Below are 25,419 nucleotides of genomic sequence, written 5' to 3'. Positions count from 1 at the left end.
GCTTTTGGCTGAATCCATGGCCTCTGAATGCATCGGCCCCTGTGTGATCGATCACAATGACCGGTGTCCGGCCCTGTGCGTTCGGTGACTCGGGGAAGGCCGGAACGCCCGGGAAGTCCGGGTTTCCGGCCCCCCGAATGGCGGGAAATACACGGGGTGGCGTTTGTGCAAGACGGCGCCCGGACCGTGTACGGTCCCGCTCGTCATCCCAGCCGATCGCCCCCTCAGGCGGGCGGCTGGGTGTCGATTGAGTAACAGACCTTGATGTGAGGCAAAATCTCCGCCTCAGGTCGGGCACAAGTCCGGCCTCTCGTGCGTTACGTGCGCTGAGACACCGCTAACACCCAGAGGGGGAGAGCGAACAATGGCAACGGACTACGACACCCCGCGCAAGACCGACGACGACGTCGACAACGACAGCATCGAAGAGCTGAAGGCTCGACGCAATGAGAAGTCGTCCTCGTCCGTCGACATGGACGAATTCGACTCGGCCGAGAGCCTGGAGCTTCCCGGTGCGGACCTCTCCAACGAGGAGCTGGCCGTTCGTGTCCTGCCCAAGCAGGCCGACGAGTTCACCTGCATGAGCTGCTTCCTGGTGCACCACCGCAGCCAGCTGGCGCGCGAGAAGAACGGCCAGCCGATCTGTCGCGACTGCGACTGAGAGGCGTCGCCCGTGGCTGGCTCGGCACCGTTTCGGAAGGGCCTCTTCCGGAAGCAAGGTGATCCGGCGGAGACGCAGGTGGTGACCACGGACCCGGAGACGGGTCCCGAAGCCCCCGGCGGCTCCGCCAGTGCGGTCCTCGCCGTTCCCTCCGCCGCCGCCCCGGCGGCGTCGGGCGCGGAGCCCGGCGAAGGGGCCCGGCGCGGCCCCGGCGGCCGTCGGCTGCAAGCCGTCAGGAACGGCGTGCGCAAGGGTGGCGAAGGCGTGCGCGGCGCCGCCCTCTACGTCACCGACAGGATCATCGAGAACGCACCGCGCGTTCCCGTCCGGGACCTCGCGACGCTGCGCGCGCAGTTCCCCGGGCTCGGCCCCGATCAGCTGGCCGACAAGCTGATCTCGGGCGCCTGCGCCGCCTCGGCGACCGTCGGGGCCGGCATCGGCGCGGCGGCCATGCTGCCCGTGCCGCCCGCGATGCCCGCCGAACTCGCGGCGGAGATCACCGGCGTCGCGGCGATCGAGCTGAAGCTCGTCGCGGAACTCCACGAGGTCTACGGCCAGCGCCCGCACGGCAACCTCAAGGAGCGCACGTTCGCCTACCTGACGGCGTGGACCGAGGAGCGCGGGGTCGACCTGACCAAGCCCACCACGCTGAACGCCGCGCTCGGCGGGCAGATGAAGCGCGAACTGCGCCAGCAGATCCTCAAGCGGATGATCCGCAGCCTGCCGAACCTCATGCCGTTCATGGTCGGCGCGGCGGTCGGAGCGGTCATGAACCGCCGCGACACCCGCAAACTCGCGGAGAAGGTCCGTGGGGACCTGCGCAGGCAGGCGGTGGCCTGGGAGGCCCTGCGCGCCCTGCCGCCCCTGGAACGGCCCCTGGAGCCCCTTCCCGAGGTCACCAGGGCCGCCCTGGAGGGTCCGGAGTACTTCACGCGCGACTGACGTGCTCCGCGGCACCGCGTGAGCGGCCGGCGGAGCGGCCGTGCGGGGGCTCGGGGCAGAGGTGCGTCAGGCCGTCCGCGCCGCGCGCAGGGCCGAGACCAGGGCCTGCGGCTCGCGGGTGGAGACGTAGACGTAGGGGGTCGGGTCGGCGGGGTCGGTGACCTCGATGCGGACCGCCGTCGGCACGTAGCTGCGCATGAGCATGAAGGCCCGGGTGTCCGCCTTGTACGTGCGCCAGGCGCGCGCCTCCTCGGCGTCCAGGATCTCCGGCTCGCCCAGCGCCGCCACCGGGATCCGCGCGTCGCCGACGGCCAGCGCCCCGTTGACCACCCGCACGCGCGCGGACCCGTACGAGCTCACCAGCAGCCCGGCCAGCGCGGTGCCCCCGACGAGGCCGGCCAGCAGCGGCAGCGTGCCCAGGGGCAGCAGCATCAGCGCGCCCGCGAGGCCGGTCATTGCGGCGATGCCCCACCAGGAGCGGGGGGCGGTCAGACGTTCGTCGTGGTGCGCGGTGGAGAGCTGCATGCCGTCAAGCCTGCCACGAGGCGACCGGCGGGTAGCCGCGCGGGTAAGGTCTGCGGCTGTGAGTGGACGAAACACAGCGTTGACGCCCCCGGCCGATGCCGCCGCACCGGTCCGGCACCCCGACGCGCCGGCACCCGGTGAGCTCCTCGGTGCCCACTACGAGCACTGCTTCGGCTGCGGCGGGGGCCAGCCGCACGGACTCCACCTGGAGGCCCGGGCCGGCGACGGCGTGCGCGTCACCGCCGAGTTCACCGTCAAGCCCGCCCACCAGGGCGCGCCCGGGCTCGCCCACGGCGGGGTGCTCGCCACCGCACTCGACGAGACGCTGGGCTCGCTGAACTGGCTGCTGCGCGTGATCGCCGTGACCGGACGGCTGGAGACGGACTTCGTGCGGCCGGTGCCGGTGGGCACCCTGCTGCACCTGGACGCCGAGGTCACCGCCGTCGCCGGCCGCAAGATCTACTGCACGGCGGTGGGCCGGATAGGCGGGCCGCAGGGCGAGGTCGCGGTCCGCGCCGACGCTCTCTTCATAGAAGTGAAGGTCGACCACTTCATCGACAACGGACGGCCCGAGGAGATCCAGGCGGCCATGGCCGACCCGGACCAGGTCAGGCGCGCACGCGCCTTTGAGGTGAACCCCTGATGTCCCTGAACGACAACGGATCCCGCCACGACGTCGACGTGCTGATGCGACGCGTCGACCCGGAGGTTCCCATTCCGGCGTACGGTCACCCCGGTGACGCCGGCTGCGACCTCGTCACCACCGAGGCCGCCGTGCTGGAGCCCGGTGAGCGCGCGGTACTGCCCACCGGGGTGGCGATCGCCCTGCCCGACGGGTACGCGGCCTTCGTGCACCCGCGGTCGGGCCTGGCCGCGCGCTGCGGGCTCGCGCTCGTGAATGCCCCGGGGACGGTGGATGCCGGGTACCGTGGAGAGATCAAGGTGATCGTGGTCAATCTCGACCCTCGCGAGAGCGTCCGGTTCGAGCGTTTCGACCGCATTGCCCAGCTGGTTGTCCAGCGGGTCGAGAAGGTGCGCTTCCACGAGGTGGCGGAACTTCCCGGCTCGGCCCGGGCCGAGGGGGGTTTCGGCTCCACCGGCGGTCATGCGGCCGTGGCCGGATCCGGGGCTGGTCAGCAGGGTGGGAATGGCTACGCTTCGGTCGTAACCGACCGGGAAGGACAGTGACGTGTTCGGACGTCGCAAGAAGAACGACTCCGCCCAGGACGGCGGCGCGGCCGAGCAGGTCGTAGACGGCGTCGCCGCCTCTGAGCAGGACGACGCGGGCGAGCCGGAAGGCGCCGCGCCGCGCCGGATCAACCTGCCCCCGGCCCCGCGGCCGGACGGCCCGTGGGACGTCTCCGAGGTGCTCGGGAACCCGGCCGACGGCCGGGTCGACCTGGGCGGCATCTTCGTGCCCGGTGTCGACGGCATGGAACTGCGCGTCGAGGTCGCCGGAGACGCGATCGTGGCCGCCACCGTGGTCCTGGGCGACAGCGCCGTGCAGCTGCAGGCCTTCGCCGCGCCCAAGAAGGAGGGCATCTGGGGCGAGGTCCGCGACGAGATCGCCGCGGGCATCACCCAGCAGGGCGGCATCATCGACGAGGTCCAGGGCCCCCTGGGCTGGGAGCTGCGCGCGCAGGTCCCCGTCCCGCTGCCGGACGGACAGACCGGCGCCCAGCTGGTCCGCTTCGTCGGCGTCGACGGCCCGCGCTGGTTCCTGCGGGGCGTCATCTCCGGCCAGGGCGCGGTGCGCCCCGAGTCGGCGGGCGTGCTGGAGCAGATCTTCCGGGACACCGTCGTCGTTCGCGGCGACGGCCCGATGGCCCCGCGCGACCCGATCGTCCTGAAGCTGCCGAACGACGCCCAGATGGTGCCGGACGGCGTGCAGACGACGGAGGAGCAGGAAGGCTCCCGCTTCGGCGGAGGCATGGGCCAGCTCGAGCGCGGCCCGGAGATCACCGAGGTCCGCTGACGTCGGCCGACCCGGACCGCCCCCGCGCACAGGGGGGTGCGTCGTGCTCCGAGCCGGTGGGCCCCACTCCGTCGGGTGGGGCCCACCGGCTTTCGCGTACCGCTGCCCGGCCGCGGCGGTACGGCGCCCGCCCCGCGTCAGGGATCCGTCAGAGATCGGCCCGGGGCCCGCGATCGGTGCGTGCGCGGTCCGGACGTCCCCGAGAATGAGCCCATGGGACGCGGCAAGCTCAGGATCTACCTCGGCGCGGCACCCGGTGTGGGCAAGACCTACGCGATGCTCTCCGAGGGGCACCGCAGGGCGGAGCGCGGCGCGGACTGCGTCGTCGGCTTCGTCGAGCACCACGGGCGGCCGCGGACCGAGGTCATGCTCCACGGCCTCGAACAGGTGGAGCGCAGGACCCTGGGCTACCGCGGAGCCTCCTTCACGGAGATGGACGTGGACGCGGTCCTCGCCCGCAGGCCGGCCATAGCGCTCGTGGACGAGCTCGCGCACACCAACGTCCCCGGCTCGCGCAACGCCAAGCGCTGGCAGGACGTGGAGGAGCTGCTCCGGGCCGGCATCGACGTGGTGTCCACCGTCAACATCCAGCACCTGGAGTCCCTCGGGGACGTGGTCGAGTCGATCACCGGGGTGCGGCAGCGGGAAACCGTGCCCGACGAGGTCGTCCGCCGGGCCGACCAGGTCGAGCTGGTCGACATGTCCCCCCAGGCGCTGCGCCGGCGCATGGCGCACGGGAACATATACAAGCCCGAGAAGGTGGACGCGGCCCTCTCGAACTACTTCCGGCCCGGCAACCTCACCGCCCTGCGCGAACTCGCGCTGCTGTGGGTGGCCGACCGGGCGGACGAGTACCTCCAGCAGTACCGGGGCGAGCACGGCATCCGCTCGACCTGGCAGGCGCGGGAGCGGATCGTCGTCGGGCTCACCGGCGGGCCCGAGGGACGCACCCTCATCCGGCGCGCCTCGCGGATGGCGGCCAAGGGCTCGGGCAGCGAGATCCTCGCCGTCTACATCGCCCGCAGCGACGGCCTGACCGCCGCCTCGCCGAAGGAGCTCGCGGTCCAGCGGACGCTCGTCGAAGACGTCGGAGGAACGTTTCACCACGTCATCGGCGACAACATCCCCGACGCCCTGCTCGCCTTCGCGCGCGGGGTCAACGCCACCCAGATCGTGCTCGGCTCCAGCCGCCGCCGCTCCTGGCAGTACGTCTTCGGTCCCGGTGTCGGTGCCAGCGTGGCCCGCGACTCGGGACCCGACCTCGACGTCCACATCGTCACGCACGAGGAGGTCGCCAAGGGGCGGGGCCTGCCCGTCGCCCGCTCGGCGGCCCAGCTCGGCCGCAACCGGGTCCTGGCCGGCTGGGTGGTGGGAACCGTCTTCCCGGTGCTGCTGTGCCTGCTGCTCACGCACATCGAGGCCGACCTCGGGCTCGCCAACGACATGCTGCTGTTCCTGGCGCTGACGGTGGCCGCCGCGCTGCTGGGCGGGCTCCGGCCGGCCCTCGCCTCCGCCGCCCTCGGCTCGCTCCTGATGAACTACTTCTTCGCGCCGCCGGTGCACCGGTTCACCGTGTCCGACCCCAGGAACATCGTCGCCATCGCCGTCTTCTTCGGCGTGGCCGTCTCGGTGGCCTCCGTGGTGGACCTCGCCGCCCGGCGCACCCACCAGGCCGCCCGGCTGCGCGCCGAGTCCGAGATCCTCTCCTTCCTCGCCGGGAGCGTGCTGCGGGGGGAGACCACCCTGGACGCGCTGCTGGAACGGGTGCGCGAGACGTTCGCCATGGAATCGGTGGCCCTGCTGGAGCGGCCGAACGACCTGGAGTCCTGGAAACCGGCCGGCAGCGTCGGCCCCGGACCCGTCGCCCGGCCCGAGGACGCCGATGTGGACATGCCCATCGGCGACCACATGGCACTGGCCCTGTCGGGACGGGTCCTGCCCGCCGAGGACCGCCGGGTGCTCGGCGCCTTCGCCGCCCAGGCGGCCGTGGTCCTGGACCGCCAGCGGCTGGTCGGCGAGGCCGAGGAGGCCCGTCGGCTGGCCGAGGGCAACCGGATCCGGACCGCCCTGCTGGCCGCCGTCAGCCATGACCTGCGTACGCCGCTGGCCTCCATCAAGGCCTCCGTGACCTCGCTGCGCTCCGACGACGTGGAATGGTCCGAGGAGGACCGGGCCGAACTCCTCGAGGGCATCGAGGACGGGGCCGACCGCCTCGACCACCTGGTGGGCAACCTCCTGGACATGTCACGGCTGCAGACCGGGACCGTCACCCCGCTGATCCGGGAGATCGACCTCGACGAGGTGGTCCCGATGGCGCTGGGCGGCGTACCGGAGGACAGCGTGCTGCTGGACGTGCCCGAGTCGCTGCCGATGGTGGCGGTGGACCCCGGTCTGCTGGAGCGGGCCGTGGCCAACGTCGTGGAGAACGCCGTCAAGTACAGCCCGGCCGGAAAGCCGGTGCTGGTGGCGGCCAGCTGCCTCGGCGACCGCGTCGAGGTGCGGGTCGTCGACCGCGGGCCGGGCGTCCCCGACGAGGCCAAGGACCGGATCTTCGCCCCCTTCCAGCGGTACGGGGACGCACCGCGCGGCGCCGGAGTGGGCCTCGGGCTGGCCGTCGCCCGGGGATTCACGGAGTCCATGGACGGCACCCTCGCCGCCGAGGACACCCCCGGCGGCGGGCTGACCATGGTGCTGACCCTGCGCGCGGTGCCCAGCCGCCCCGCGCCGGCCCGTGGCACGGTGGACGCCGACGCGAGCGGCGGCGAGGACGGCCCAGGAGCCCCCGGTGCGGACGCACCGCAGACCGGTCACGACCGTGACCGGAGGACGCGACAGAAGGCAGGACCTCAATGACCCGGGTGCTCGTGGTGGACGACGAGCCGCAGATCGTCCGAGCCCTCGTGATCAATCTCAAGGCACGCAAGTACGAGGTCGACGCGGCGACCGACGGCGCGAGCGCACTGGAACTCGCGGCCGCCCGCCACCCCGACGTGGTCGTCCTCGACCTCGGCCTGCCGGACATGGACGGGGTGGAGGTGATCAAGGGGCTGCGCGGCTGGACCCGCGTGCCCATCCTGGTCCTCTCCGCCCGGCACAGCTCCGACGAGAAGGTCGAGGCCCTCGACGCCGGCGCCGACGACTACGTGACCAAGCCCTTCGGGATGGACGAGCTGCTGGCCCGACTGCGCGCCGCCGTCCGCCGGGCCGAACCGGCCGCCGGGTCCGGCGAGGGCGAGGTGGTCGTGGCGACCGAGGGCTTCACGGTGGACCTGGCGGCCAAGAAGGCGGTGCGCGAGGGACGCGACGTACGGCTGACGCCCACCGAGTGGCACCTGCTGGAGGTCCTGGTCCGCAACGGCGGCAAGCTGGTCAGCCAGAAGCAGCTGCTCCAGGAGGTCTGGGGTCCGTCCTACGGCACCGAGACCAACTATCTGCGGGTCTACATGGCCCAGTTGCGGCGCAAGCTGGAAGCGGACCCCTCACGTCCGCGGCACTTCATCACCGAACCGGGCATGGGATACCGCTTCGAGAGGTAGTGGGCACGCCGGTAGGCTTTCCTGTATGAGTGCTGAACCGCGTCCCGAGAAGCCCCCGAAGCCGGCCAGGCCGGCGGGCCGGTTCCGCCGGATGATCGAGCGGCTGTCGACCTCGCAGGAGGAGCTGCATTCCGCGGAGCTGCAGGAGGACGCAGAAGCCGCGGGCTGTACGCGGATCTGCGACTGCGACGACCGCCAGATAGTCAAGGTGACCGGCACCCTGCGTACGGTCACCCTGCGGCCCAGAGCGGGCGTCCCCGCCCTGGAGGCCGAGCTGTTCGACGGCTCCGGCGCACTGGACGTGGTCTGGCTCGGGCGTCGCTCGATCGTGGGAATCGAGCCCGGGAGACGCATGATCGCCTCGGGACGCATCTCGCTGAGTCACGGCCGTCGGGTGCTGTTCAACCCGAAGTACGAACTCCGACCGCTCGGACAGGAGCAGTAACCGGCGATGTCACTCGACAAACCGACCAACCCGGAGCCCGGCGCCGAGGCGTCCGAGGACCAGAAGGCCGTGACGCAGGCGGCGCTGTTCGACGCGTTCGGAGGCGTCCGGGGCACCGTGGAGACGATGCTCCCCGGGCTGCTCTTCGTGATGATCTACACGATCAACAAGGACGTGAAGATGTCCGCCATCGCGGCGGGCGCGGTCGCGGTGCTGCTGGTGATCGTGCGGCTGCTGCGCAAGGACACGGTGAAGCACGCGTTCAGCGGGGTCTTCGGCGTGGGCGTGGGCGTGGCCTTCGCCCTCTTCACGGGCAGCGCGAAGGGCTTCTACCTGCCCGGCATGATCTACGGCGTCGGCCTGGGCGTGGCCTTCACGGTCTCGGCGCTGGTGGGCTTCCCGCTGCTGGGCGTGATCCTCGGCCCGGTCTTCAAGGAGAACCTGTCCTGGCGCACCCGCAACCCGGGGCGCAAGAAGGCGTACACCAAGGCCAGCCTGGCCTGGGGCCTGATCTTCCTCGCCAAGTACGCGATCCTCTTCCCGCTGTACTGGTGGGGCGACGCGACGCAGCTGGGCTGGGTGCTGATCGCGCTGAAGCTCCCGCCGATGGTGCTCGCGGTGTACTTCACCTGGGTCTTCCTGGCGAAGGCGCCGCCGCCGATCGACGTGATCGCGGAGTGGGAGGCCAGGGAGGCGGCCGAGGAGGCGCGCAAGGCGACGTCCCACCGCAAGCCCTGACCGGGCCGGTACGCGACGAACGACCGCAGGGGCGGGACCTGGCCGGACGGCCGGTCCCGCCCCTGCGGCCGTCCGGGCGCGGGCGGCGCGCCCCTGCCCCGGCGGGCGTCCACCGGGGCCGTGCATGCCGTGGCGGGTCGCGGAGCGCGGGCGGTCCTACGGTGCTCGCCGCGACCGGCGGGTGGGAAGCCGAAGGGGGCGCAACCCCATCGGGTGCGCCCCCTTCGGCCGTCGAGCGTGCCCGCAGGGCTACCGGCGGGCCTGGAGGAGGTCCTCCAGCTGCTCCTCGCGGGCCTGCGCGGCCACGAACAGCAGCTCGTCGCCCGGCTCCAGCGTCTCCTCGCCGTGCGGCGTGAGCACCCGGTTGCCCCGGATGATCGTGACCAGCGAGGTGTCCTCGGGCCAGTTGATCTCGCTGATCTGCGTACCCGCGACCGAGGAGTCGGGCGGCAGGGTCAGCTCGACCAGGTTGGCGTCGCCGTGGCTGAAGCGCAGCAGCCGTACCAGGTCGCCGACGCTCACGGCCTCCTCGACCAGGGCCGACATCAGACGCGGTGTGGAGACCGCGACGTCCACGCCCCACGACTCGTTGAAGAGCCACTCGTTCTTCGGGTTGTTGACGCGGGCCACCACGCGCGGCACCCCGTACTCGGTCTTCGCGAGCAGCGAGACGACCAGGTTGACCTTGTCGTCACCGGTCGCGGCGATGACCACGTTGCAGCGCTGCAGCGCCGCCTCGTCCAGCGAGGTGATCTCGCAGGCGTCGGCCAGCAGCCATTCGGCCTGTGGCACCCGCTCCACCGAGATGGCCGTCGGCGCCTTGTCGACCAGGAGCACCTCGTGGCCGTTCTCCAGCAGTTCGCCCGCGATGGAGCGGCCCACCGCGCCTGCCCCGGCGATAGCGACCCTCATGCGTGTGCCTCCTCGGGCCCCTCGGCGAAGGCCGCCTCGACCTTGTCGATCTCGTCCGTGCGCATCATCACGTGGACGAGGTCGCCCTCCTGCAGCACCGTCTGCGACGTCGGCAGCATCGCCTCGCCGAGCCGGGTGAGGAACGCGACACGGACGCCGGTCTCGTCCTGGATCTTGCTGACCTTGTGCCCGATCCAGGCGGGGGAGGTGTGCACCTCGGCGAGCTGGACGCCGCCGCTCGGGTCCCGCCACAGCGGCTCGGCACCCGAGGGCAGCAGCCTGCGCAGCATCTGGTCGGCGGTCCACCGCACGGTGGCGACGGTGGGGATGCCCAGGCGCTGGTAGACCTCGGCGCGCTTGGGGTCGTAGATGCGCGCCGCGACGTTCTCCACGCCGAACATCTCCCGGGCCACCCGGGCGGCGATGATGTTGGAATTGTCACCACTGCTGACGGCCGCGAACGCGCCCGCGTCCTCGATTCCCGCCTCCCGCAGGGTGTCCTGGTCGAAGCCGACCCCGGTGACGCGGCGGCCGCCGAAACCGGCGCCGAGCCGGCGGAATGCGGTGGGGTCCTGGTCGACGACTGCGACCGTATGACCCTGCTGTTCCAGGGTTTGCGCGAGGGCGGAGCCCACTCTTCCGCAACCCATGATGACGATGTGCACGGCCGTCCTTCCGGCTGTCAGCGACTCGCTGGTTCCCAGCCTCATTGCATGCTCTGGTTTAACAGGGTCTCAGACCATGGCCCAAGCTACACACGGGTGGTCACGGGTGTGGCCTCTTGGGGCTTCTCGGGACCCGCCCGGGGGGTCCGAGGGGCGCCCGGGAGGTGCGGGCGGTGTATCCCGGGTGTATCCGGGGCGCACTCGTGGTGCGGTCGTGGTGCGCTCGGGGAGGAAATGCGACGGGATTGCGGTATGAGGGGGTGGGGGGTTCGTCAGTCTGATTTCGAACGCTTACGATCCTCTGCGTGTCCAAACTGACCGACGTGCCCAAACGGATCCTGATCGGCCGGGCGCTACGCAGCGACCGCCTCGGGGAAACCCTCCTTCCCAAGCGGATCGCCCTTCCTGTCTTCGCGTCCGACCCTCTCTCCTCGGTGGCGTACGCCCCGGGCGAGGTCCTGCTGGTCCTGTCGATCGCGGGCGTCTCCGCGTACCAGTACAGCCCCTGGATCGCCCTCGCGGTCGTCGTGCTGATGTTCACGGTGGTCGCCTCCTACCGGCAGAACGTCCACGCCTACCCCAGCGGTGGCGGCGACTACGAGGTGGCCAACACCAACCTCGGCCCCCAGGCCGGTCTGACCGTCGCGAGCGCCCTGCTCGTCGACTACGTCCTGACCGTCGCCGTCTCGATTTCCTCCGGAGTCGAGAATCTCGGCTCCGCCGTGCATTTCGTCATCGAGCACAAGGTGCTCTCGGCGATCGTCATGATCCTTCTGCTCACGCTGATGAATCTGCGCGGTGTGAAGGAGTCTGGCAAGCTCTTCGCGATCCCGACCTATGTCTTCGTCGCCGCGGTCTTCGTCATGATCGCCTGGGGTGCCTGGAAGGGCATCGTCCTCGACGAGACCATGTCGGCGCCGACAGCCGATTTCGAGATCGAACCCGAGCAGAAGGGCCTGGCCGGCTTCGCCATGGTCTTCCTCCTGCTCCGCGCCTTCTCCTCCGGCTGTGCCGCACTGACCGGCGTCGAGGCGATCAGCAACGGCGTCCCCGCCTTCCGCAAGCCCAAGAGCAAGAACGCCGCGTCCACCCTCGCCCTCATGGGCGGCCTGGCGGTCACCATGTTCTGCGGGATCATCGGCCTGGCCATGGCCACCGACGTGCGGATGGCCGAGAACCCGGCCGTGGACCTGCTGCACAACGGCGTCCCGGTCGGCCCGGAGTACGTCCAGGACCCGGTCATCTCCCAGGTCGGCGAGGCGGTCTTCGGCGGCGACAGCATCCTGTTCCTCCTGCTGGCCACCGCCACCGCGCTCGTCCTCTTCCTGGCGGCGAACACCGCGTACAACGGCTTCCCGCTGCTCGGTTCGATCCTCGCGCAGGACCGCTACCTGCCGCGCCAGCTGCACACCCGCGGCGACCGCCTGGCCTTCTCCAACGGCATCGTGCTCCTCGCCGGCGCCGCCATCCTGCTGGTCTGGATCTACGACGCGGACTCGACCAAGCTGATCCAGCTCTACATCGTCGGCGTGTTCGTGTCCTTCACGCTGAGCCAGATCGGCATGGTCCGGCACTGGAACCGGCACCTGAAGACGGAGCACGACGTCGCCGCCCGCCGGCGCATGCACCGCTCCCGGGCGATCAACACCTTCGGCGCCTTCTTCACCGGCATGGTCCTGGTCATCGTCCTGGCCACCAAGTTCACCCACGGCGCCTGGGTCGCCCTGCTCGGCATGGTGATCTTCTACGGCACGATGACCGCGATCCGGAAGCACTACGACCGGGTCTCCGCCGAGATCGCCGCCGCCGAGGGCCCCAGCGACGACAGCGTGCGCCCCTCCCGGGTCCACTCGATCGTCCTGGTCTCCAAGGTCCACAAGCCCACGCTGCGCGCCCTGGCCTTCGCCAAGCTCACCCGCTCGGACACCCTGGAAGCGGTCAGCATCAGCGTCGACCCGGCCGAGACCAAGGCGCTGCGCGAGGAGTGGGACCGGCGCGGGATCAACGTCCCGCTCAAGATCCTCGACTCGCCGTACCGCGAGATCACCCGCCCGGTGATCGAGTACGTCAAGGGCCTGCGCAGCGAGAACCCGCGCGACGCGGTCAGCGTGTACATCCCCGAGTACGTCGTCGGCCGCTGGTGGGAGCACCTGCTGCACAACCAGAGCGCGCTGCGCCTCAAGGGCCGGCTGCTCTTCACCCCCGGTGTGATGGTCACCTCGGTGCCCTACCAGCTGGAGTCCTCGGAGCTCGCCAAGCGGCGGGCGAAGAAGCGCCAGGACTGGAACGCCCCGGGCTCGGTGCGCCGCGGTCCGGTGGACACCCCGCGACCGCCGAAGGCACCGACCGGCAAGGGCTGAACGGGTGGTGAACGGCCGGACGAGATCCACGTAAACTGGTGGGTCGGTCGTCCGGCCGTTCCGCTTTTCCGGTCTTTCTCATCCTTCTCATCCTTGGAGCCACCCCGCCATGACGCAGCAGAACGAGAAGCAGTCACTGGTCGGGGAGGAGTACGAGGTCGAGGTCGGCCCCGTCGCGCACGGCGGCCACTGCATCGCCCGTACCGCCGAGGGCCGGGTCCTGTTCGTCCGCCACACCCTGCCCGGCGAGAAGGTCGTCGCGAAGGTCACCGAGGGCGACGCCGACTCCCGCTTCCTGCGCGCCGACGCGATCACCGTGCTCGACGCCTCCAAGGACCGCGTCGAGGCCCCCTGCCCGTACGCCGGCCCCGGCAAGTGCGGCGGCTGTGACTGGCAGCACGCCAAGCCGGGCGCGCAGCGCCGGCTCAAGGGCGAGGTCGTCGCCGAGCAGCTGAAGCGGCTCGCGGGGCTCACCGCGGAGGAGGCCGGCTGGGACGGCACCGTGATGCCGGCCGAGGGCGACAAGCTCCCGGCGGGCCAGGTGCCGCAGTGGCGCACCCGCGTCCAGTACGCCGTGGACGAGGACGGCACCGTCGGCCTGCGCAAGCACCGCTCGCACGAGATCGAGCCGATCGACCACTGCATGATCGCGGCGCCGGGCGTCAGCGAGCTGGGCATCGAGAAGCAGGACTGGCCCCAGATGGCCACGGTCGAGGCGATCGCCGCGACCGGCTCCCAGGACCGCCAGGTGGTCCTCACCCCCCGCCCCGGCGGCCGCCTCCCGCTCGTCGAGCTCGACAAGCCCGTCTCCGTCCTGCGGGTGGAGGAGAAGGACGGCGGGGTCCACCGCGTCCACGGCCGCCCCTTCGTACGGGAGCGCGCGGACGGCCGTACGTACCGCGTGGGCATGGGCGGCTTCTGGCAGGTCCACCCGCAGGCCGCGGACACCCTGATCAAGGCCGTGATGCAGGGCCTGATGCCGCGCAAGGGCGAGATGGCCCTCGACCTGTACTGCGGCGTCGGCATCTTCGCGGGCGCCCTGGCCGAGCGCCTCGGCGAGACGGGCGCGGTGCTGGGCATCGAGTCCACGAAGCGCGCGGTGGAGGACGCCCGGCACAACCTGGCGGACTTCCCCCGGGTCCGCATCGAACAGGGCAAGGTCGAGACGGTCCTCCCGAAGACCGGCATCACGGAGTGCGACCTGGTCGTCCTGGACCCCCCGCGCGCGGGTGCGGGCAAGCAGACGGTCCGCCACGTGGCCGGCCTCTCGGCCCGCCGCATCGCGTACGTGGCCTGCGACCCGGCGGCCCTGGCCCGCGACCTGGCGTACTTTGCGGAAGCCGGCTACAAGCCCCGCACCCTCCGCGTCTTCGACCTCTTCCCGATGACCCACCACGTGGAGTGTGTCGCCATCCTCGAACCGGCCGCAAAGGGCTCCTGACCTGCGGTTTTACTCGTGCGCATTATGTGCGGTGTGGGCGTTACGGGCGATATCTTGACGCTGAAATGACGCTCGTGACGCTCATTTGACGCTCATTCTGATGGGGTGTCAGTTGGCACTTCCTGCGGTGGCGGTGGGCCGGAGTTCTCCTGCGGGAGGTGAGGGCACGAACGACCCGCAGCTCCTATCCGGACGCTGTCCAGTGCACGCTCAGGAGCAGTTGCTTGCCCAGGGGTGCTTCGGTGCCGTGCCAGCGCATCTTCATCTCGCCGTAGTGGAAGTCCGCCGAGCCTGGTTCGCTTTGCCATCTTCCAATGCTTGGGGAAGTTCCACTCCGGCAGCACGCGCAGACTCCGGGGTCGATCGGCAAGAGCACGTCGAGGAGGTCCCATAGCTGAACCATGGGACGCTGGCTGCTGCCTCTGGCAGAGTGATCGGCACTGCTAGACGATTCTCGTAAGGAACCTTGTGAGCACGCTCGGTAGCTTCATCTGGTCACTCGCTGACCGGCTTAGGGGCCCCTATCGCCCCAACCAGTACGGGACGGTGATTCTCCCGTTCACGATCTTGAGGCGGCTTGACTGCATCCTCGAGCCGGACCGCGCGGCGGTACGGGAGCTGGCTGCGAGGTACGAGAACCCGAACCGGCTCAAGGTCGAGGTCAAGAAGGTCACGGGACGGAGCTTCTACAACACCTCCAACTACGAGTTCGCGAACCTGCTGGCCGATCCGGACGGGCTGGCGGACAACCTCGCTGACTACATCGACCGGTTCTCCGCCGACGTGGACGTGTTTGAGTCCTTCGACTTCAAGAAGGAGATTCTGGCCCTGGAGAAGGCAGGGCTCCTGCGCGAGATCGTCCAGTCCTTCGGCGACGTCGACCTGCACCCCGACGAGGTGTCCAACGCGGATATGGGGGATGCGTTCGAGTACATCATCCGCAAGTTCAACGAGGCCGCGAACGAGACCTCCGGAGACCACTACACGCCGCGCGACGCGATCCGACTGCTGGTCGACCTCCTCTTTGCGGAGAAGGACGTCGACCTCACCGAGGACGGCATCATCCGGTCGCTGTACGACCCCACCGCCGGCACCGGCGGCATGCTCTCTCTGGCAGAGGAGCACCTGCTCGCCGAGAACCCCGAAGCGAAGCTGAGCTTGTACGGCCAGGAGTACAATCCGCAGTCGTACGCCATCTGCAAGTCCGACCTGCTCGCCAAGGGCCACGACGCGACCAACATCGCCTTCGGCAACACGCTCACCGACGACGCCTTCAAGGGCCGCCAGTTCGACTATTGCATGTCCAACCCGCCCTACGGAGTGGACTGGAAGCAGTACGCCAAGGCAGTCAAGGAGGAGCGCGACTCCGCCGGCCCTTACGGCCGCTTCGCGCCGGGACTCCCCGCGACCTCGGACGGCCAGATGCTCTTCCTGCTCCACTTGGCCCACAAGATGCGCGCACCCGAGGACGGCGGTGGCCGCGTCGGTATCGTGATGAACGGCTCGCCGCTCTTCAACGGCGCCGCCGAATCCGGCCCTTCCAACATCCGCAGGTGGCTGCTGGAGAACGACCTGGTCGAGGCGATCGTCGCCCTGCCGACCAACATGTTCTTCAACACCGGCATTGCCACCTACATCTGGATCCTCGACAACACCAAGCACCCCGACCGCGAGGGCAGGGTCCAGCTCATCGATGGCACGTCGTTCTGGACCAAGATGCGTAAGAACCTCGGGTCCAAGGGACGCGAGATCAGCGACCATGACCGCGCTGAGATCGTGCGGCTGTACGCCGATTTCGAGGACGCCGATCCTGACTTCTCCAAGGTGCTGCGCAACGACGAGTTCGGCTATTGGACCATCACCGTCGAGCGTCCCCTGCTCGATGAGGATGGGAGCCCTGTCGTCGACCGGAAGGGCAACCCGAAGCCCGACTCGAAGAAGCGTGACACCGAGAACGTGCCCTTCACGTACGGTGGCTCAACCGTCGGCGCTGCAGGGGAGCGTGAAGTCATCCAGACGTACTTCGACGCGGAGGTGAAGCCGCACGTTCCTGACGCCTGGGTCGATTGGGCCAAGACCAAGACCGGCTACGAGATCCCCTTCACCCGCCACTTCTACAGGTACGTTCCACCCCGCCCCCTTGCAGAGATCGACGCCGACCTGGAGAAGCAGGTCGCCAAGATCCTCGACTTGCTGAGGGAGGTGGAGCAGTGATCGCCACACCGCGGCCCGACTGGCGTGAGACATCGGTGCGGCGAGTGTTGCGCCAGCTGGACCGACCTGCTCGGTCGGGGCTCGGCGTTATCACCGCCTATCGGGATGGCGCAGTCACTCTGCGCTCGAACCGTCGTGAGGACGGCTACACCTTCTCCGATACCGAGAACGGCTATCAGGAGATCCGCCCCGGCGACCTGGTCTTCCACGCCCTCGACGGCTTTGCCGGTGCCGTCGGCGTCTCAGACAGTCATGGCAACGGTTCACCCGTCTACCACGTCTGTGAGCCTGTGGCAGGCGACCATCCCGCTTACCTTGCCCGCCTGCTGCGCCACCTTGGCACCTCTGGCTTCCTCACTACCCAGGCGCCGAACGTCCGCGAGCGCAGCGTTGACTTCCGTAACTGGAGCACCTTCGCTCGCATTCCTCTGGTACTGCCCCCTGCAGACGAGCAGCGTTCCATTGCTGACTACCTCGACCGCGAGACGGCCCGCATCGACACGCTCATCGAGGAGCAACAGCGGCTGATCGATATGCTGCACGAGCGTCGACAGGACCTGATCCGGGACACGGTCCTCGGTGTAACCAATCCATTCTCGCCCCCGTCGGACGTCGCTTTCACCGCCATCGGATATCACTTCTCGGTAACGCTGGGGAAGATGCTGGACGGAAGTAAAGAGGCCCGCGCCGGAGATCTAATGCTTCCGTATATCCGGGCCGGGAACATTCAAGATTCCGGGCTGAGGCTTAGCGATGTCAATCAAATGCCCTACTCCGCCAGAGAGGCAGCAAGTCTCAACCTACTCAAGGGCGACTTGCTCGTTGTCGAGGGTGGCGCAGTCGGGACGAATGCACTTGTTCGTCAGGACATGCCCGGATGGTCCTTCCAGAAGACCGTCAATCGACTCCGGCCACTCAATAACTGGTCATCTTCCTGGCTGGGTTACGTGCTGCGGACCTATCGAGACGTGGGGGTGATCGATATCGTGTGCAACAAGTCGACCATTCCGCACCTAACGGCTGAAAAGCTGCGATCTATGCGTATTCCCATGGTGCAGCCTCTCGAGCAATGGCGCGTAGCCACCATGCTGGACCAAGAGACCGCGAAGATCGACAGGCTCATCGCCGAGTCGGATCGGTTCATCGAACTCTCCAGGGAACGCCGATCGGCACTGATCACGGCTGCGGTGACGGGGCAGATCGACCTGCGTGAGGTGGCGTGATGGCCGACCACAACGAGGACGTCTTCGAGAGGGAGATCTGCGAGTACCTGCGGGATCACGACTGGCTGTACTCGAAAAATGACCGTGACGGTGGTGAATACGACCGGGAGCGGGCGCTGTTCCCCGCTGATCTGTTCGCGTGGCTGGAGGAGACGCAGAAGCCGGCGTACGAGAAGGCGTTGAAGGCTGCGGGGTCGCAGGCGAAGTTCCTCGATGTGCTGACCGCGGCGCTCGATCGGCCGCTGGAGCATGGTGGTGGGACGCTGAACATCCTGCGTAACGGGGTGCAGTACATCGGTGGCGGCCGGTTGAAGATGGCGCAGTTCCGTCCGGAGACGTCGCTCAACGAGACCACGACGGCGCACTACGAGGCGATGCGGGTGCGGGTGGTGCGGCAGGTGCACTTCACGACCGCTGACCAGCGCAGCATCGATCTGGTCTTCTTCGTCAACGGGCTCCCCGTGGCCACGGTGGAGCTGAAGACCGACTTCACCCAGTCGCTGGACGAGGCGGTCAACCAGTACAAGCGTGATCGCAATCCGTTGACGAACGGGCGGCCGGAGCCGTTGCTGTCGTTCGGGCATCGGGCGCTGGTGCACTTCGCTGTCTCGAACGACTTGGCGGCGATGACTACGAGACTGGAGGGGGAGAAGACCCACTTCTTGCCGTTCAACATCGGCTTCGACAGCGGTGCCGGCAACCCGCCTGGTGCGGGCGGACGGTCGGCGACGGCGTACCTGTGGGAACGCGTCTGGGAGAAGCACGCCTGGCTGAACATCATCGGGCGGCTGATGATCGTGCAGACCAAGGAGGAGTGGGACGTCACCACCGGCAACTCGGTACGGCGTACGAGCATGCTCTTCCCGCGGTTCCACCAGTGGGAGGCCGTCACAAGCATCGTCGAGGCGGTGAAGGAGGAGGGAGTCGGGCAGCGGTACCTGATTGAGCACTCGGCCGGGTCGGGGAAGACGAACACCATCGCCTGGACGGCCCATCGGCTGGCGCGGCTGCATGTCGGTGACAAGAAGGTCTTCGACTCGGTCATCGTGGTCGTGGACCGCACCGTGCTCGACTCCCAGCTGCAGGATGCGATCCGGCAGATCGACGGCACTGGCAAGATCGTCGCGACTATCAGCCCCGAAGACGTCCGCAAGGCCGGCGCGAAGTCGAAGTCGGGTCTGCTGGCGCAGGCGTTGAAGAACGGTGAGCTGATCATCGTCGTGACGATGCAGACCTTCCCGCATGCGCTGGACGAGATACGGAGCGACGCCGGCCTGAAGGGCAAGCGGTTCGCCGTCATCGCCGATGAGGCGCACTCCTCCCAGTCGGGTCAAATCTCCTCGAAGCTGAAGCAGGTGCTGACCGCTGAGGAGGTGAAGGAGATCGAGGATGGTGGCGAGATCGATGTGGAGTCGTTGCTGGCCTCGGAGATGACCGAGCGGGCCGAGTCGGAGAACATCTCCTACTTCGCCTTTACTGCGACGCCGAAGAACAAGACGCTGGAGCTGTTCGGCCGCAAGGGTGCCGACGGGAAGCCGTACGAGTTCCACCTGTATTCGATGAAGCAGGCGATCGAGGAGGGCTACATCCTCGACGTGCTCAAGGGCTACCAGCACTATGACACCGCGTTGAAGATCGCCGGCAGAGCCGAGAGCGGTGACGGAGGGGAGGTCGAGGAGGCCGCCGCCCGCAAGGGTCTGATGCGTTGGGTGCAGCTCCACCCGACGAACATCAGCCAGAAGGTGCGGATCATCGTCGAGCACTTCCACTCCAACGTCGCCTACCTCCTCGAAGGCAAGGCGAAGGCGATGGTGGTGACCGACTCGCGCAAGTCCGCGGTGAAGTACAAGCGGGCCATCGACGCCTACATCGCCAGGCGCAGCGCCGAGGACGCCTCGTACAACTACCGCACCCTGGTCGCCTTCTCCGCCGGGGTGACGATGAACGAGGACGAGACCTGGCACAGCGACTGGGGCCCGCAGCCGTCGAAGGATGACGAGTTCACCGAGGCCAACATGAACCCCGGTGCCGGGGCTGATCTGGCGGCCGCGTACAAGGGTGATACGTACAAGATCATGCTGGTCGCCAACAAGTTCCAGACCGGCTTCGACCAGCCCTTACTCTCGGCGATGTACGTCGACAAGAAGCTGTCAGGGGTCGCCGCGGTGCAGACGCTCTCGCGGCTCAACCGCACCCACCGCACCGCGAGTGGGGAGCAGAAGCGCAAGACGTTCGTCATCGATTTCGCCAACAAGCCCGAGGACATCAAGGCGGCCTTCGAGCCGTACTTCAAGAACGCCACCCTGGAGACCGAGACCGACCCGTACGTCGTCGTCCACCTGGCGAACAAGCTCGCCCAGGCCGGAATCTACACCGAGGACGACGTCCGCAAGGTCGCCGAACTGTGGGTGACCCGGAAGGGCAACAACGCCCTCTCGGCGGCGATCAGCCCGGCGCAGAACGACTTCCGGCGCCGCTACGCGCGGGCGATCGAGGAAGAGGACAAGGTCACGCTCCAGGCGCTCGACCTGTTCCGCAAGGACGTCTCCACCTACGTACGCCTCTATGACTTCATGTCCCAGATCGTCGACTACGGCGACCCCTACATGGAGATGCTCTCGATCTTCCTGCGCCTGCTGGAGAAGGTCATCGCCGAGTCCGCTTGGGCGGCCGACGTCGACCTCTCCGACGTGGTGCTGGTCGGGGTCAAGCACAACAAGGCGATCCCGGTCGACATCTCGCTCGTGGGCGACGGGAAGCTGGAGGGTATCAAGGACGCCGGCAAGGGGACCAAGAAGGACCCGAAGTACGTCGCGCTCCAGGTCGTCATAGACAAGATGAACGACCTCTTCGGCGCCGAATCGTTCGCCGAGTACCAGATCAGGGAGTTCGTGCAGGGCCTCGTTCAGCGGTTGCTCGCCGACCCGAACCTGGTAAAGCAGACCAAGGTGAACTCGAAGAAGCAGTTCGTGGAGTCGCAGGACTTCCAAGCAGCCGTTACGGAGGCGGTCGCAGACAACCAGGACGCCCACAACACGATGGCCGACTACTTCTTCACCGACGGGCCGGCCATCAACTCGATCATCGTTGCCCTCGCGGATGCCTTCTACGAAGCAGCGGTCGAGCAGCAGCTGGATTCTTAGGTACGGCAGCCAGTACGGCAGCAGAGCCCCGATGCGGCAGCAGGGTCCGGACCGCGCGCCGCGGTCGGGGCCCTGCCCCGTGCGGTGCCGCCCTGCGGCGGCGGTGCGTCAGCTCTGTGCGGTGTCGTCGCTCGCCTGTCCGGCGTCCTCAGCTCCACGTACTTCTCGCGCGTCTTGCGCACCAGCTGCGCCTTCCGGTCGGCGGCACCCTGGCGGTCGAGGTTGCGGCGCAGATTGTTGTTCTGCCGTTCGGAGCGGGACAGCCTCTTGCGCTGGCCGCCGCCCTGGCCCACGGGGTTGTCGATGTTCTTGCTGTCGGTCACGGGTTCTCCCGCCGGTGACGTGAAGTGATCTACGGAGTCATTGGTGGGGACGGACGGCGACGTTGAAGGACATCAGCGGTGTCCGTCACGCGCTCACTCGTAAATCGGCGCCTGAAAGAACATGACAATTACGCTACCCGGTTCCGTCGGCCCCGCGTGCCAAGCTCTTTGTCGCCCCGGCGTTGGCCGGAACTTCGGCGAGCGCCCGGGGTGACGCTTGTGGCGGTGCGGACACGGACTCATCCCGAGGGGCGGCTTGGGATATCAGTTCAGAGACGTGCTGGGTAAGGGTGTTGGCGTTCATTGGGCATGCCTCGACGATCATGGGCCACCACTGGCTCTCGCGCGTGGCGTAGGGTTTGCCTGCCTTGGAGATCAGGGACCGCGCGCGGGTGATGACGATGCCATGGCGTGCCCTGGAGACCATGACGAGGACGACCCGGAGCTCTTCTGTCAGTTGCTCGGCGGTGTCGGCCCGACCATCTGGGATGTGCCAGCCCTCGAAGCCGGGCACGAACACCCAGTCGAACTGCTGTCCTTTTCCTGTGTGGGCGTTGAGCAAGTGGACGCCCGGCTCGATTGCCGAGCCCTCCTCCACGATGCGGAGTTGGGCTGCCGCTGCGGCGAAAGATCCCGCCTGGTTGGCCAGGCTCTCGAACTCTGATAGGGCGTTCGTCGCCTGTTCCATCGTGTCGACATCGCTCGGGTCGATGCCTCCAAGCACTGCGCTTCGCAGCCTCTCCATATCGGCTTGGCGTGGCAGCTGGGCAACCATGGCCACCAGCCGCTGAACCATGGTGCTGTCCTCGATCGCGAGGTCCCAGCGCTGGCACCGGAGGTGGACCGCGTCCGAGAACGCCGCATCCACGTACTTGCGGCGCCACCCAGACCGGGTGATGACGCCGATGGTCGCCTTGGGAAAGGCAGACAGGATTTCGGTTGCCCGGTCCACAATCCACCCTGCTTCCTCGGCCCCGCTGTTGAAGCCCACGGTGGCTGCAGCCCCGCCCTGGGGCCAGGCATCAGGCCGGGCCGACCGGAGATCCGCGACATCGTCGAGCCGGGCTGCGACATGGTTCACGACGTCGAGCACGGCAGGGGAGGACCGATAGGAGACAGTGAGACGGCGTGGCTCGCCGCAGATATCCCTCAACTCCCGTTCCACTTCAGCGGGCCTCGCGCCAGCCCAGCTGAAGATCCCCTGAAGAGGGTCGCCGACGAAGGTCCGGCTAGCCGAGCTGCTCCCGAGGGCGATCTCCAGCTGCTGCGGTGACATGTCTTGGAACTCGTCGACCAGAACCGCACCGTAGTGCAGCTGGTACAGGCGGGCGATCTCCTCAACCCTGAGCAGCCGTTGGGCGTGCCGGAGCAGATCCTCGTAGTGGAAGATCCCTTCCGCGAGACGCTTGGCCTCGATCTGCTGGGCGAAAGTGTTACCGCTGGCGGCGAGGGCTTCGCGCACCTCATCGTCATCGTATGGGCCCTGCTTTGCGGCGGCCAGGGCCGCTTCGATGGCCTTCCTACGGTTGAAGGCAGGGCCGATGTCTAGGCCGTCGGTGAACAAGGAGATCGCGTCGGCGAGGGTTGAGCGGCCAGGCATCGGAGTGTTCGGATCGAGCCCTAGAGTCCGGCCGTGGGCGCGGATGATGTCAGCAGCATGCCCGTGGAAGTTGGTAACTCGGACATGGCGCGAAAAACGCTGCGGTCCCAAAGTGCGCAAAAGACGCTCACGCAGGTTCTGCTTCGCGCGATTGGAGAACGTCAGTGCAAGGATGCGCTGGTGGGGCTGCAGCCCACCGAGCAAGTGAACCGCACGGCGGGCGAGCAGCTCCGTCTTGCCGCAGCCCGGCGGTGCGATGGCCAGCAGATTCGCCGTTGGGCTGTAGGCCGGGTCTAGTCCCGTCTCCTGATTCATCCTCCGGCCAGTTCCTTCGCCCGGGTGAGGATTCCGGTGACGCTGGCTATCGCCTCCGCTTGTTCCCGGGTCATCGCGTCCGCCACGGCTGTGGCCGCATCGGTCTTGTTCCTGCGGCAGTAGGCCGCGACGGCTTCGGACGTGAGCTCACCCTCGCTGGAGGCACCACACGCCTGGAGCAGCCCCTCGAGTCGGCACACGCCGGCGTCGATGAGGATGCGGCCAACTCCAGGCCCAGTCAGCGCTTTGCAGTACTCGTCCTCCAGGTCGCTGTTGCTGGACCAGACCTTCGCTCCGATCAGATCCTTGGGCCGGCCCCCGATAGCACCGAGGAAGATGCCTTCCTCGGCTTTGTCCACGAGTCCCAAGACATGCACGCCGAAGCCGTTCTCCCCGAGCATCTTGTAGACGTGCCGGAACTTGTCGGCACCGTCCAGTTCGAAGACGACTACGCCGAGACGGTCGAGCCCGATACCGAGTGCCCGTGCTGCCGCTTCGACGATGATCCTGTCGGCGACGCCTTCGACCGCGATGACGTAGCGGGCGGTCAGGGCTTCTAGCAGGCGCGGCGACCACCATTGGGCGCGGAGCTTCTCCACCGCACCCAAGCCACCGTCCGGCACCTGGTGCACATCCCCACCGGGGGCAACCACCAGCACCTGGGCTGGCTCGAAGCGCTGCAGAACGTACGGCGAATGCGTGCAGACGATCTTCTGGTTCTCGGCCACGGCGAACAACTCGGCGATGGTCCGCTGGCTGGCAGGATGCAGGTGGAGTTCCGGTTCGTCGACCGCGATGATGTTTGCGGCGTTCTCGGCAAGGTCGAACAGGGTGAGCGCCATCAGCTGGCGCAGGCCATCCGACTGCTGGGCGATCGGCACGTACTGGTCATCGCGGTGGAGAAACATCGAGACGCCCTCCAGCACGGAGGCACCCGGGTCGGCCGCGGTGCGCACAGCCAGATCGTTGGCGGTGACCGGGCGCGGCATGGCCTTGGCCAGGTGCCCGGCGATCTTCCTGCGGAGCTCGGTCAGACTCTCGCTGACGTGGAGCTTGTCGTTGAAGTCGCCGAGGATCCCCGTGAGGGCGGCCCTCTCCGCGCCCATGTCGAGGCTGTCGAACATCAGCTGTAGGGCACTGTTCGGGCCCCCGAGCTGTGCCCCGCTCGTCCCGCGCGTGGCTGGCAGGTAGCGCCAGCCGAACGCGTCGAGCTGCTGGCGAGTCGGCGCGCGACGGTCTGCCGTACCGGTCAGGACCCGGTGGATGACAACAGCCTCCAGGTCATCCTCGTTGGGCTGCACATCGAGACGGACTGTCAGCGACGCGGCGCCGGAGCTGGCATCGATGTCGATCTCACGGTGGAACAGCGCTTTCTCAATGTCGGAGAAGTCGGCCAGTACCACCTCCACGGTCAGTGGCTGATCCTGGTCCCGAAGATCCGCTCGTGACAGACTCTGGTACAGCTGGCCGAGCGTGGCGCCTAGCGTGAGGTTGAGCATCCGCAGGAGCGACGTTTTGCCGACATCGTTTGCGCCCACGATGACAAGGTGCTTGCGGACCTCGATGTCGAGGTCTTGCAGTCGGGCGTAGTTGACGACTTTCAGCCTGGTGAGCCTCACCGCCGCTGACCTGTCCGTCGCAGTACGGGCTTCGGACGCCGAACGACGGTGCCGGAATGGCTCAGGGGCGGATTCAACAGGGTGCTGAGGTTCACCCGGTCAGACTACGACGATTGGGACGTCCGGGCTCCGGAATTTCGGGTTCCTGATCCGGGACGGTGGTTGGAGATCGGTGCCCAGGCTCCCTGCGGGTCGCGAAGCTGTCCGAGTCGAGAGCCCAGTGCCGCCGCCCGAGCGTCCGAACGCAATAGTCGGGTGCGCGAGGACGGGCAATGGGATTCAGCGTGTGACTACTGACCGGGAGGCGGGCCCCCCAGAGGGCGGACGATGGCGGGCTGCGTGGTCAAGCGCAGCTCGGTCCGGTCTGCTCTTCGGCGCCGCTGACCGTGGGCGAGCTCGAAGGAAATGTCCTGGAGCAGAGCTGCGAGCGTGTGCGTCCGGCTTCCCGCGGGGGAACGACGGCCCAGGCAAGTCCGTTCCGACTTTTCGCCTCACCGCTCGCCGAGCAATTCCCAGGCACCGCGGACCCTGGTGCTCAGCCGACGCTGTGTGTCGTGGCTGTCGAGACGCACGTCGAGCGCCCCTGGCAGGTGCGTGTCCGCACGCCGGCCGGCGGGCAGCCGGGAGGCGTTGAGGCCGTCACGCTGGGCGACGAACACCCCGAGGTCGTAGCAGCTAATCGCGTCGGATCCAGCGACGTGGAATACGCCGGCCATTTCGGACAGCGCCAGCTCCCACAAGGCAGCCGCCAAGTCCTCGACATGAACGGGGCAGCGGTAGTC

20 protein-coding genes and 1 pseudogene are annotated in these 25,419 nt (G+C 68.3%); 14 read left to right on the top strand and 7 right to left on the bottom strand.

All coding sequences use genetic code 11. The features are described from left to right. Positions 1-364: 364 nt before the first annotated feature. Positions 365-661, top strand: coding sequence for a DUF4193 domain-containing protein (locus IH80_RS0105420; RefSeq protein ID WP_030036261.1), 297 nt, complete (start codon positions 365-367; stop codon positions 659-661). Positions 662-673: 12 nt separating this feature from the next. Then, a complete protein-coding gene (locus IH80_RS0105415; protein ID WP_030958115.1) occupies positions 674-1,603 on the top strand; it encodes a hypothetical protein in 930 nt (309 codons plus the stop codon). Between the two features lie 66 nt (positions 1,604-1,669). Here IH80_RS0105415 and IH80_RS0105410 read toward each other — a convergent pair whose 3' ends face one another. After that, positions 1,670-2,128, bottom strand: a complete 459-nt coding sequence (locus tag IH80_RS0105410) for a DUF3093 domain-containing protein (protein ID WP_030958114.1) — start codon at positions 2,126-2,128, stop codon at positions 1,670-1,672. A 58-nt stretch (positions 2,129-2,186) separates the two neighbouring features. Here IH80_RS0105410 and IH80_RS0105405 point away from each other — a divergent pair, with 58 nt between their 5' ends. The 7 genes from IH80_RS0105405 to IH80_RS0105375 all read left to right on the top strand — a co-directional run bounded on the left by IH80_RS0105405 (position 2,187) and on the right by IH80_RS0105375 (position 8,822). Then, positions 2,187-2,771, top strand: a complete 585-nt coding sequence (locus IH80_RS0105405; RefSeq protein WP_030958113.1) for a PaaI family thioesterase — start codon at positions 2,187-2,189, stop codon at positions 2,769-2,771. After that, positions 2,771-3,316 (top strand): dUTP diphosphatase, encoded by a 546-nt coding sequence (dut, locus tag IH80_RS0105400; RefSeq protein ID WP_030958111.1) that lies wholly within the window; start codon positions 2,771-2,773, stop codon positions 3,314-3,316. Before IH80_RS0105405 ends, dut begins: the two co-directional genes overlap by 1 nt. A gap of 1 nt (position 3,317) precedes the next feature. Further along, positions 3,318-4,103 carry a DUF3710 domain-containing protein gene (locus IH80_RS0105395; protein ID WP_030958109.1) on the top strand — a complete coding sequence of 262 codons (786 nt, stop codon included), beginning with the start codon at positions 3,318-3,320 and terminating at the stop codon, positions 4,101-4,103. 213 nt (positions 4,104-4,316) lie between these two features. Further along, entirely contained in the window at positions 4,317-6,956 is a 2,640-nt protein-coding gene (locus tag IH80_RS0105390) for a sensor histidine kinase (protein WP_078906339.1), read from the top strand. Further along, positions 6,953-7,639 carry a response regulator gene (locus IH80_RS0105385; RefSeq protein WP_030958106.1) on the top strand — a complete coding sequence of 229 codons (687 nt, stop codon included), beginning with the start codon at positions 6,953-6,955 and terminating at the stop codon, positions 7,637-7,639. Before IH80_RS0105390 ends, IH80_RS0105385 begins: the two co-directional genes overlap by 4 nt. Positions 7,640-7,664: 25 nt before the next feature. After that, positions 7,665-8,084 (top strand): OB-fold nucleic acid binding domain-containing protein, encoded by a 420-nt coding sequence (locus IH80_RS0105380; RefSeq protein ID WP_078906338.1) that lies wholly within the window; start codon positions 7,665-7,667, stop codon positions 8,082-8,084. A 6-nt stretch (positions 8,085-8,090) separates the two neighbouring features. Continuing rightward, complete coding sequence (locus IH80_RS0105375; protein ID WP_030958104.1) at positions 8,091-8,822, top strand: DUF3159 domain-containing protein; 732 nt, start codon at positions 8,091-8,093, stop codon at positions 8,820-8,822. Between the two features lie 249 nt (positions 8,823-9,071). Here the strand turns inward: IH80_RS0105375 and IH80_RS0105370 are convergent, their stop codons facing one another. Next, on the bottom strand, positions 9,072-9,734 hold the full coding sequence (locus IH80_RS0105370; RefSeq protein ID WP_030958102.1) for a potassium channel family protein: 663 nt from the start codon (positions 9,732-9,734) through the stop codon (positions 9,072-9,074). Beyond that, the gene (locus IH80_RS0105365; RefSeq protein WP_030838372.1) at positions 9,731-10,399 is read right to left on the bottom strand and encodes a potassium channel family protein; all 669 of its coding nucleotides are present in this window, start codon (positions 10,397-10,399) and stop codon (positions 9,731-9,733) included. The genes IH80_RS0105370 and IH80_RS0105365 overlap by 4 nt, the downstream gene beginning before the upstream one ends. 305 nt (positions 10,400-10,704) lie before the next feature. Between IH80_RS0105365 and IH80_RS0105360 the strand changes: the two genes are divergently transcribed. The 5 genes from IH80_RS0105360 to IH80_RS0105340 all read left to right on the top strand — a co-directional run bounded on the left by IH80_RS0105360 (position 10,705) and on the right by IH80_RS0105340 (position 20,780). Continuing rightward, entirely contained in the window at positions 10,705-12,759 is a 2,055-nt protein-coding gene (locus IH80_RS0105360) for an APC family permease (RefSeq protein ID WP_030958100.1), read from the top strand. A 109-nt stretch (positions 12,760-12,868) separates the two neighbouring features. After that, positions 12,869-14,200, top strand: coding sequence for a class I SAM-dependent RNA methyltransferase (locus IH80_RS0105355; RefSeq protein ID WP_030958098.1), 1,332 nt, complete (start codon positions 12,869-12,871; stop codon positions 14,198-14,200). Between the two features lie 468 nt (positions 14,201-14,668). Continuing rightward, the gene (locus IH80_RS0105350) at positions 14,669-16,414 is read left to right on the top strand and encodes an HsdM family class I SAM-dependent methyltransferase (RefSeq protein WP_030958096.1); all 1,746 of its coding nucleotides are present in this window, start codon (positions 14,669-14,671) and stop codon (positions 16,412-16,414) included. Further along, a complete protein-coding gene (locus IH80_RS40615; protein WP_158943290.1) occupies positions 16,411-17,637 on the top strand; it encodes a restriction endonuclease subunit S in 1,227 nt (408 codons plus the stop codon). Before IH80_RS0105350 ends, IH80_RS40615 begins: the two co-directional genes overlap by 4 nt. Beyond that, a complete protein-coding gene (locus tag IH80_RS0105340; protein ID WP_030958094.1) occupies positions 17,637-20,780 on the top strand; it encodes a type I restriction endonuclease subunit R in 3,144 nt (1,047 codons plus the stop codon). Before IH80_RS40615 ends, IH80_RS0105340 begins: the two co-directional genes overlap by 1 nt. Before the next feature lie 108 nt (positions 20,781-20,888). Here IH80_RS0105340 and IH80_RS38915 read toward each other — a convergent pair. The 4 genes and pseudogenes from IH80_RS38915 to IH80_RS0105320 form a co-directional block, all read right to left on the bottom strand. Beyond that, positions 20,889-21,103, bottom strand: a pseudogene (locus tag IH80_RS38915) (DUF6243 family protein). 133 nt (positions 21,104-21,236) lie between these two features. Continuing rightward, entirely contained in the window at positions 21,237-23,018 is a 1,782-nt protein-coding gene (locus IH80_RS0105330; RefSeq protein WP_051808821.1) for a UvrD-helicase domain-containing protein, read from the bottom strand. Further along, complete coding sequence (locus tag IH80_RS0105325; RefSeq protein WP_030958091.1) at positions 23,015-24,637, bottom strand: ATP-dependent nuclease; 1,623 nt, start codon at positions 24,635-24,637, stop codon at positions 23,015-23,017. The genes IH80_RS0105330 and IH80_RS0105325 overlap by 4 nt, the downstream gene beginning before the upstream one ends. 491 nt (positions 24,638-25,128) lie before the next feature. Beyond that, positions 25,129-25,389, bottom strand: a complete 261-nt coding sequence (locus tag IH80_RS0105320; protein ID WP_199819215.1) for a hypothetical protein — start codon at positions 25,387-25,389, stop codon at positions 25,129-25,131. Positions 25,390-25,419 lie beyond the last annotated feature (30 nt).

Origin of the sequence: Streptomyces sp. NRRL S-378 (assembly GCF_000720645.1) — a bacterium.
In the GTDB taxonomy this organism is placed as follows: Bacteria; Actinomycetota; Actinomycetes; order Streptomycetales; family Streptomycetaceae; genus Streptomyces.
Note: the sequence above shows the minus strand (reverse complement) of the source record. Positions and strands in the feature narration are given on the sequence as shown.

Bases quoted from the DNA above. Each gene is read 5' to 3' on its own strand.
- IH80_RS0105375 (WP_030958104.1), top strand. From the start codon at position 8,091: ATGTCACTCGACAAACCGACCAACCCGGAGCCCGGCGCCGAGGCGTCC.
- IH80_RS0105370 (WP_030958102.1), bottom strand. From the start codon at position 9,734: ATGAGGGTCGCTATCGCCGGGGCAGGCGCGGTGGGCCGCTCCATCGCG.
- IH80_RS0105385 (WP_030958106.1), top strand. From the start codon at position 6,953: ATGACCCGGGTGCTCGTGGTGGACGACGAGCCGCAGATCGTCCGAGCC.
- IH80_RS0105390 (WP_078906339.1), top strand. From the start codon at position 4,317: ATGGGACGCGGCAAGCTCAGGATCTACCTCGGCGCGGCACCCGGTGTG.
- IH80_RS0105410 (WP_030958114.1), bottom strand. From the start codon at position 2,128: ATGCAGCTCTCCACCGCGCACCACGACGAACGTCTGACCGCCCCCCGC.
- IH80_RS0105420 (WP_030036261.1), top strand. From the start codon at position 365: ATGGCAACGGACTACGACACCCCGCGCAAGACCGACGACGACGTCGAC.
- IH80_RS0105330 (WP_051808821.1), bottom strand. From the start codon at position 23,018: ATGAATCAGGAGACGGGACTAGACCCGGCCTACAGCCCAACGGCGAAT.
- IH80_RS0105380 (WP_078906338.1), top strand. From the start codon at position 7,665: ATGAGTGCTGAACCGCGTCCCGAGAAGCCCCCGAAGCCGGCCAGGCCG.
- IH80_RS0105340 (WP_030958094.1), top strand. From the start codon at position 17,637: ATGGCCGACCACAACGAGGACGTCTTCGAGAGGGAGATCTGCGAGTAC.
- IH80_RS0105355 (WP_030958098.1), top strand. From the start codon at position 12,869: ATGACGCAGCAGAACGAGAAGCAGTCACTGGTCGGGGAGGAGTACGAG.
- dut (WP_030958111.1), top strand. From the start codon at position 2,771: ATGTCCCTGAACGACAACGGATCCCGCCACGACGTCGACGTGCTGATG.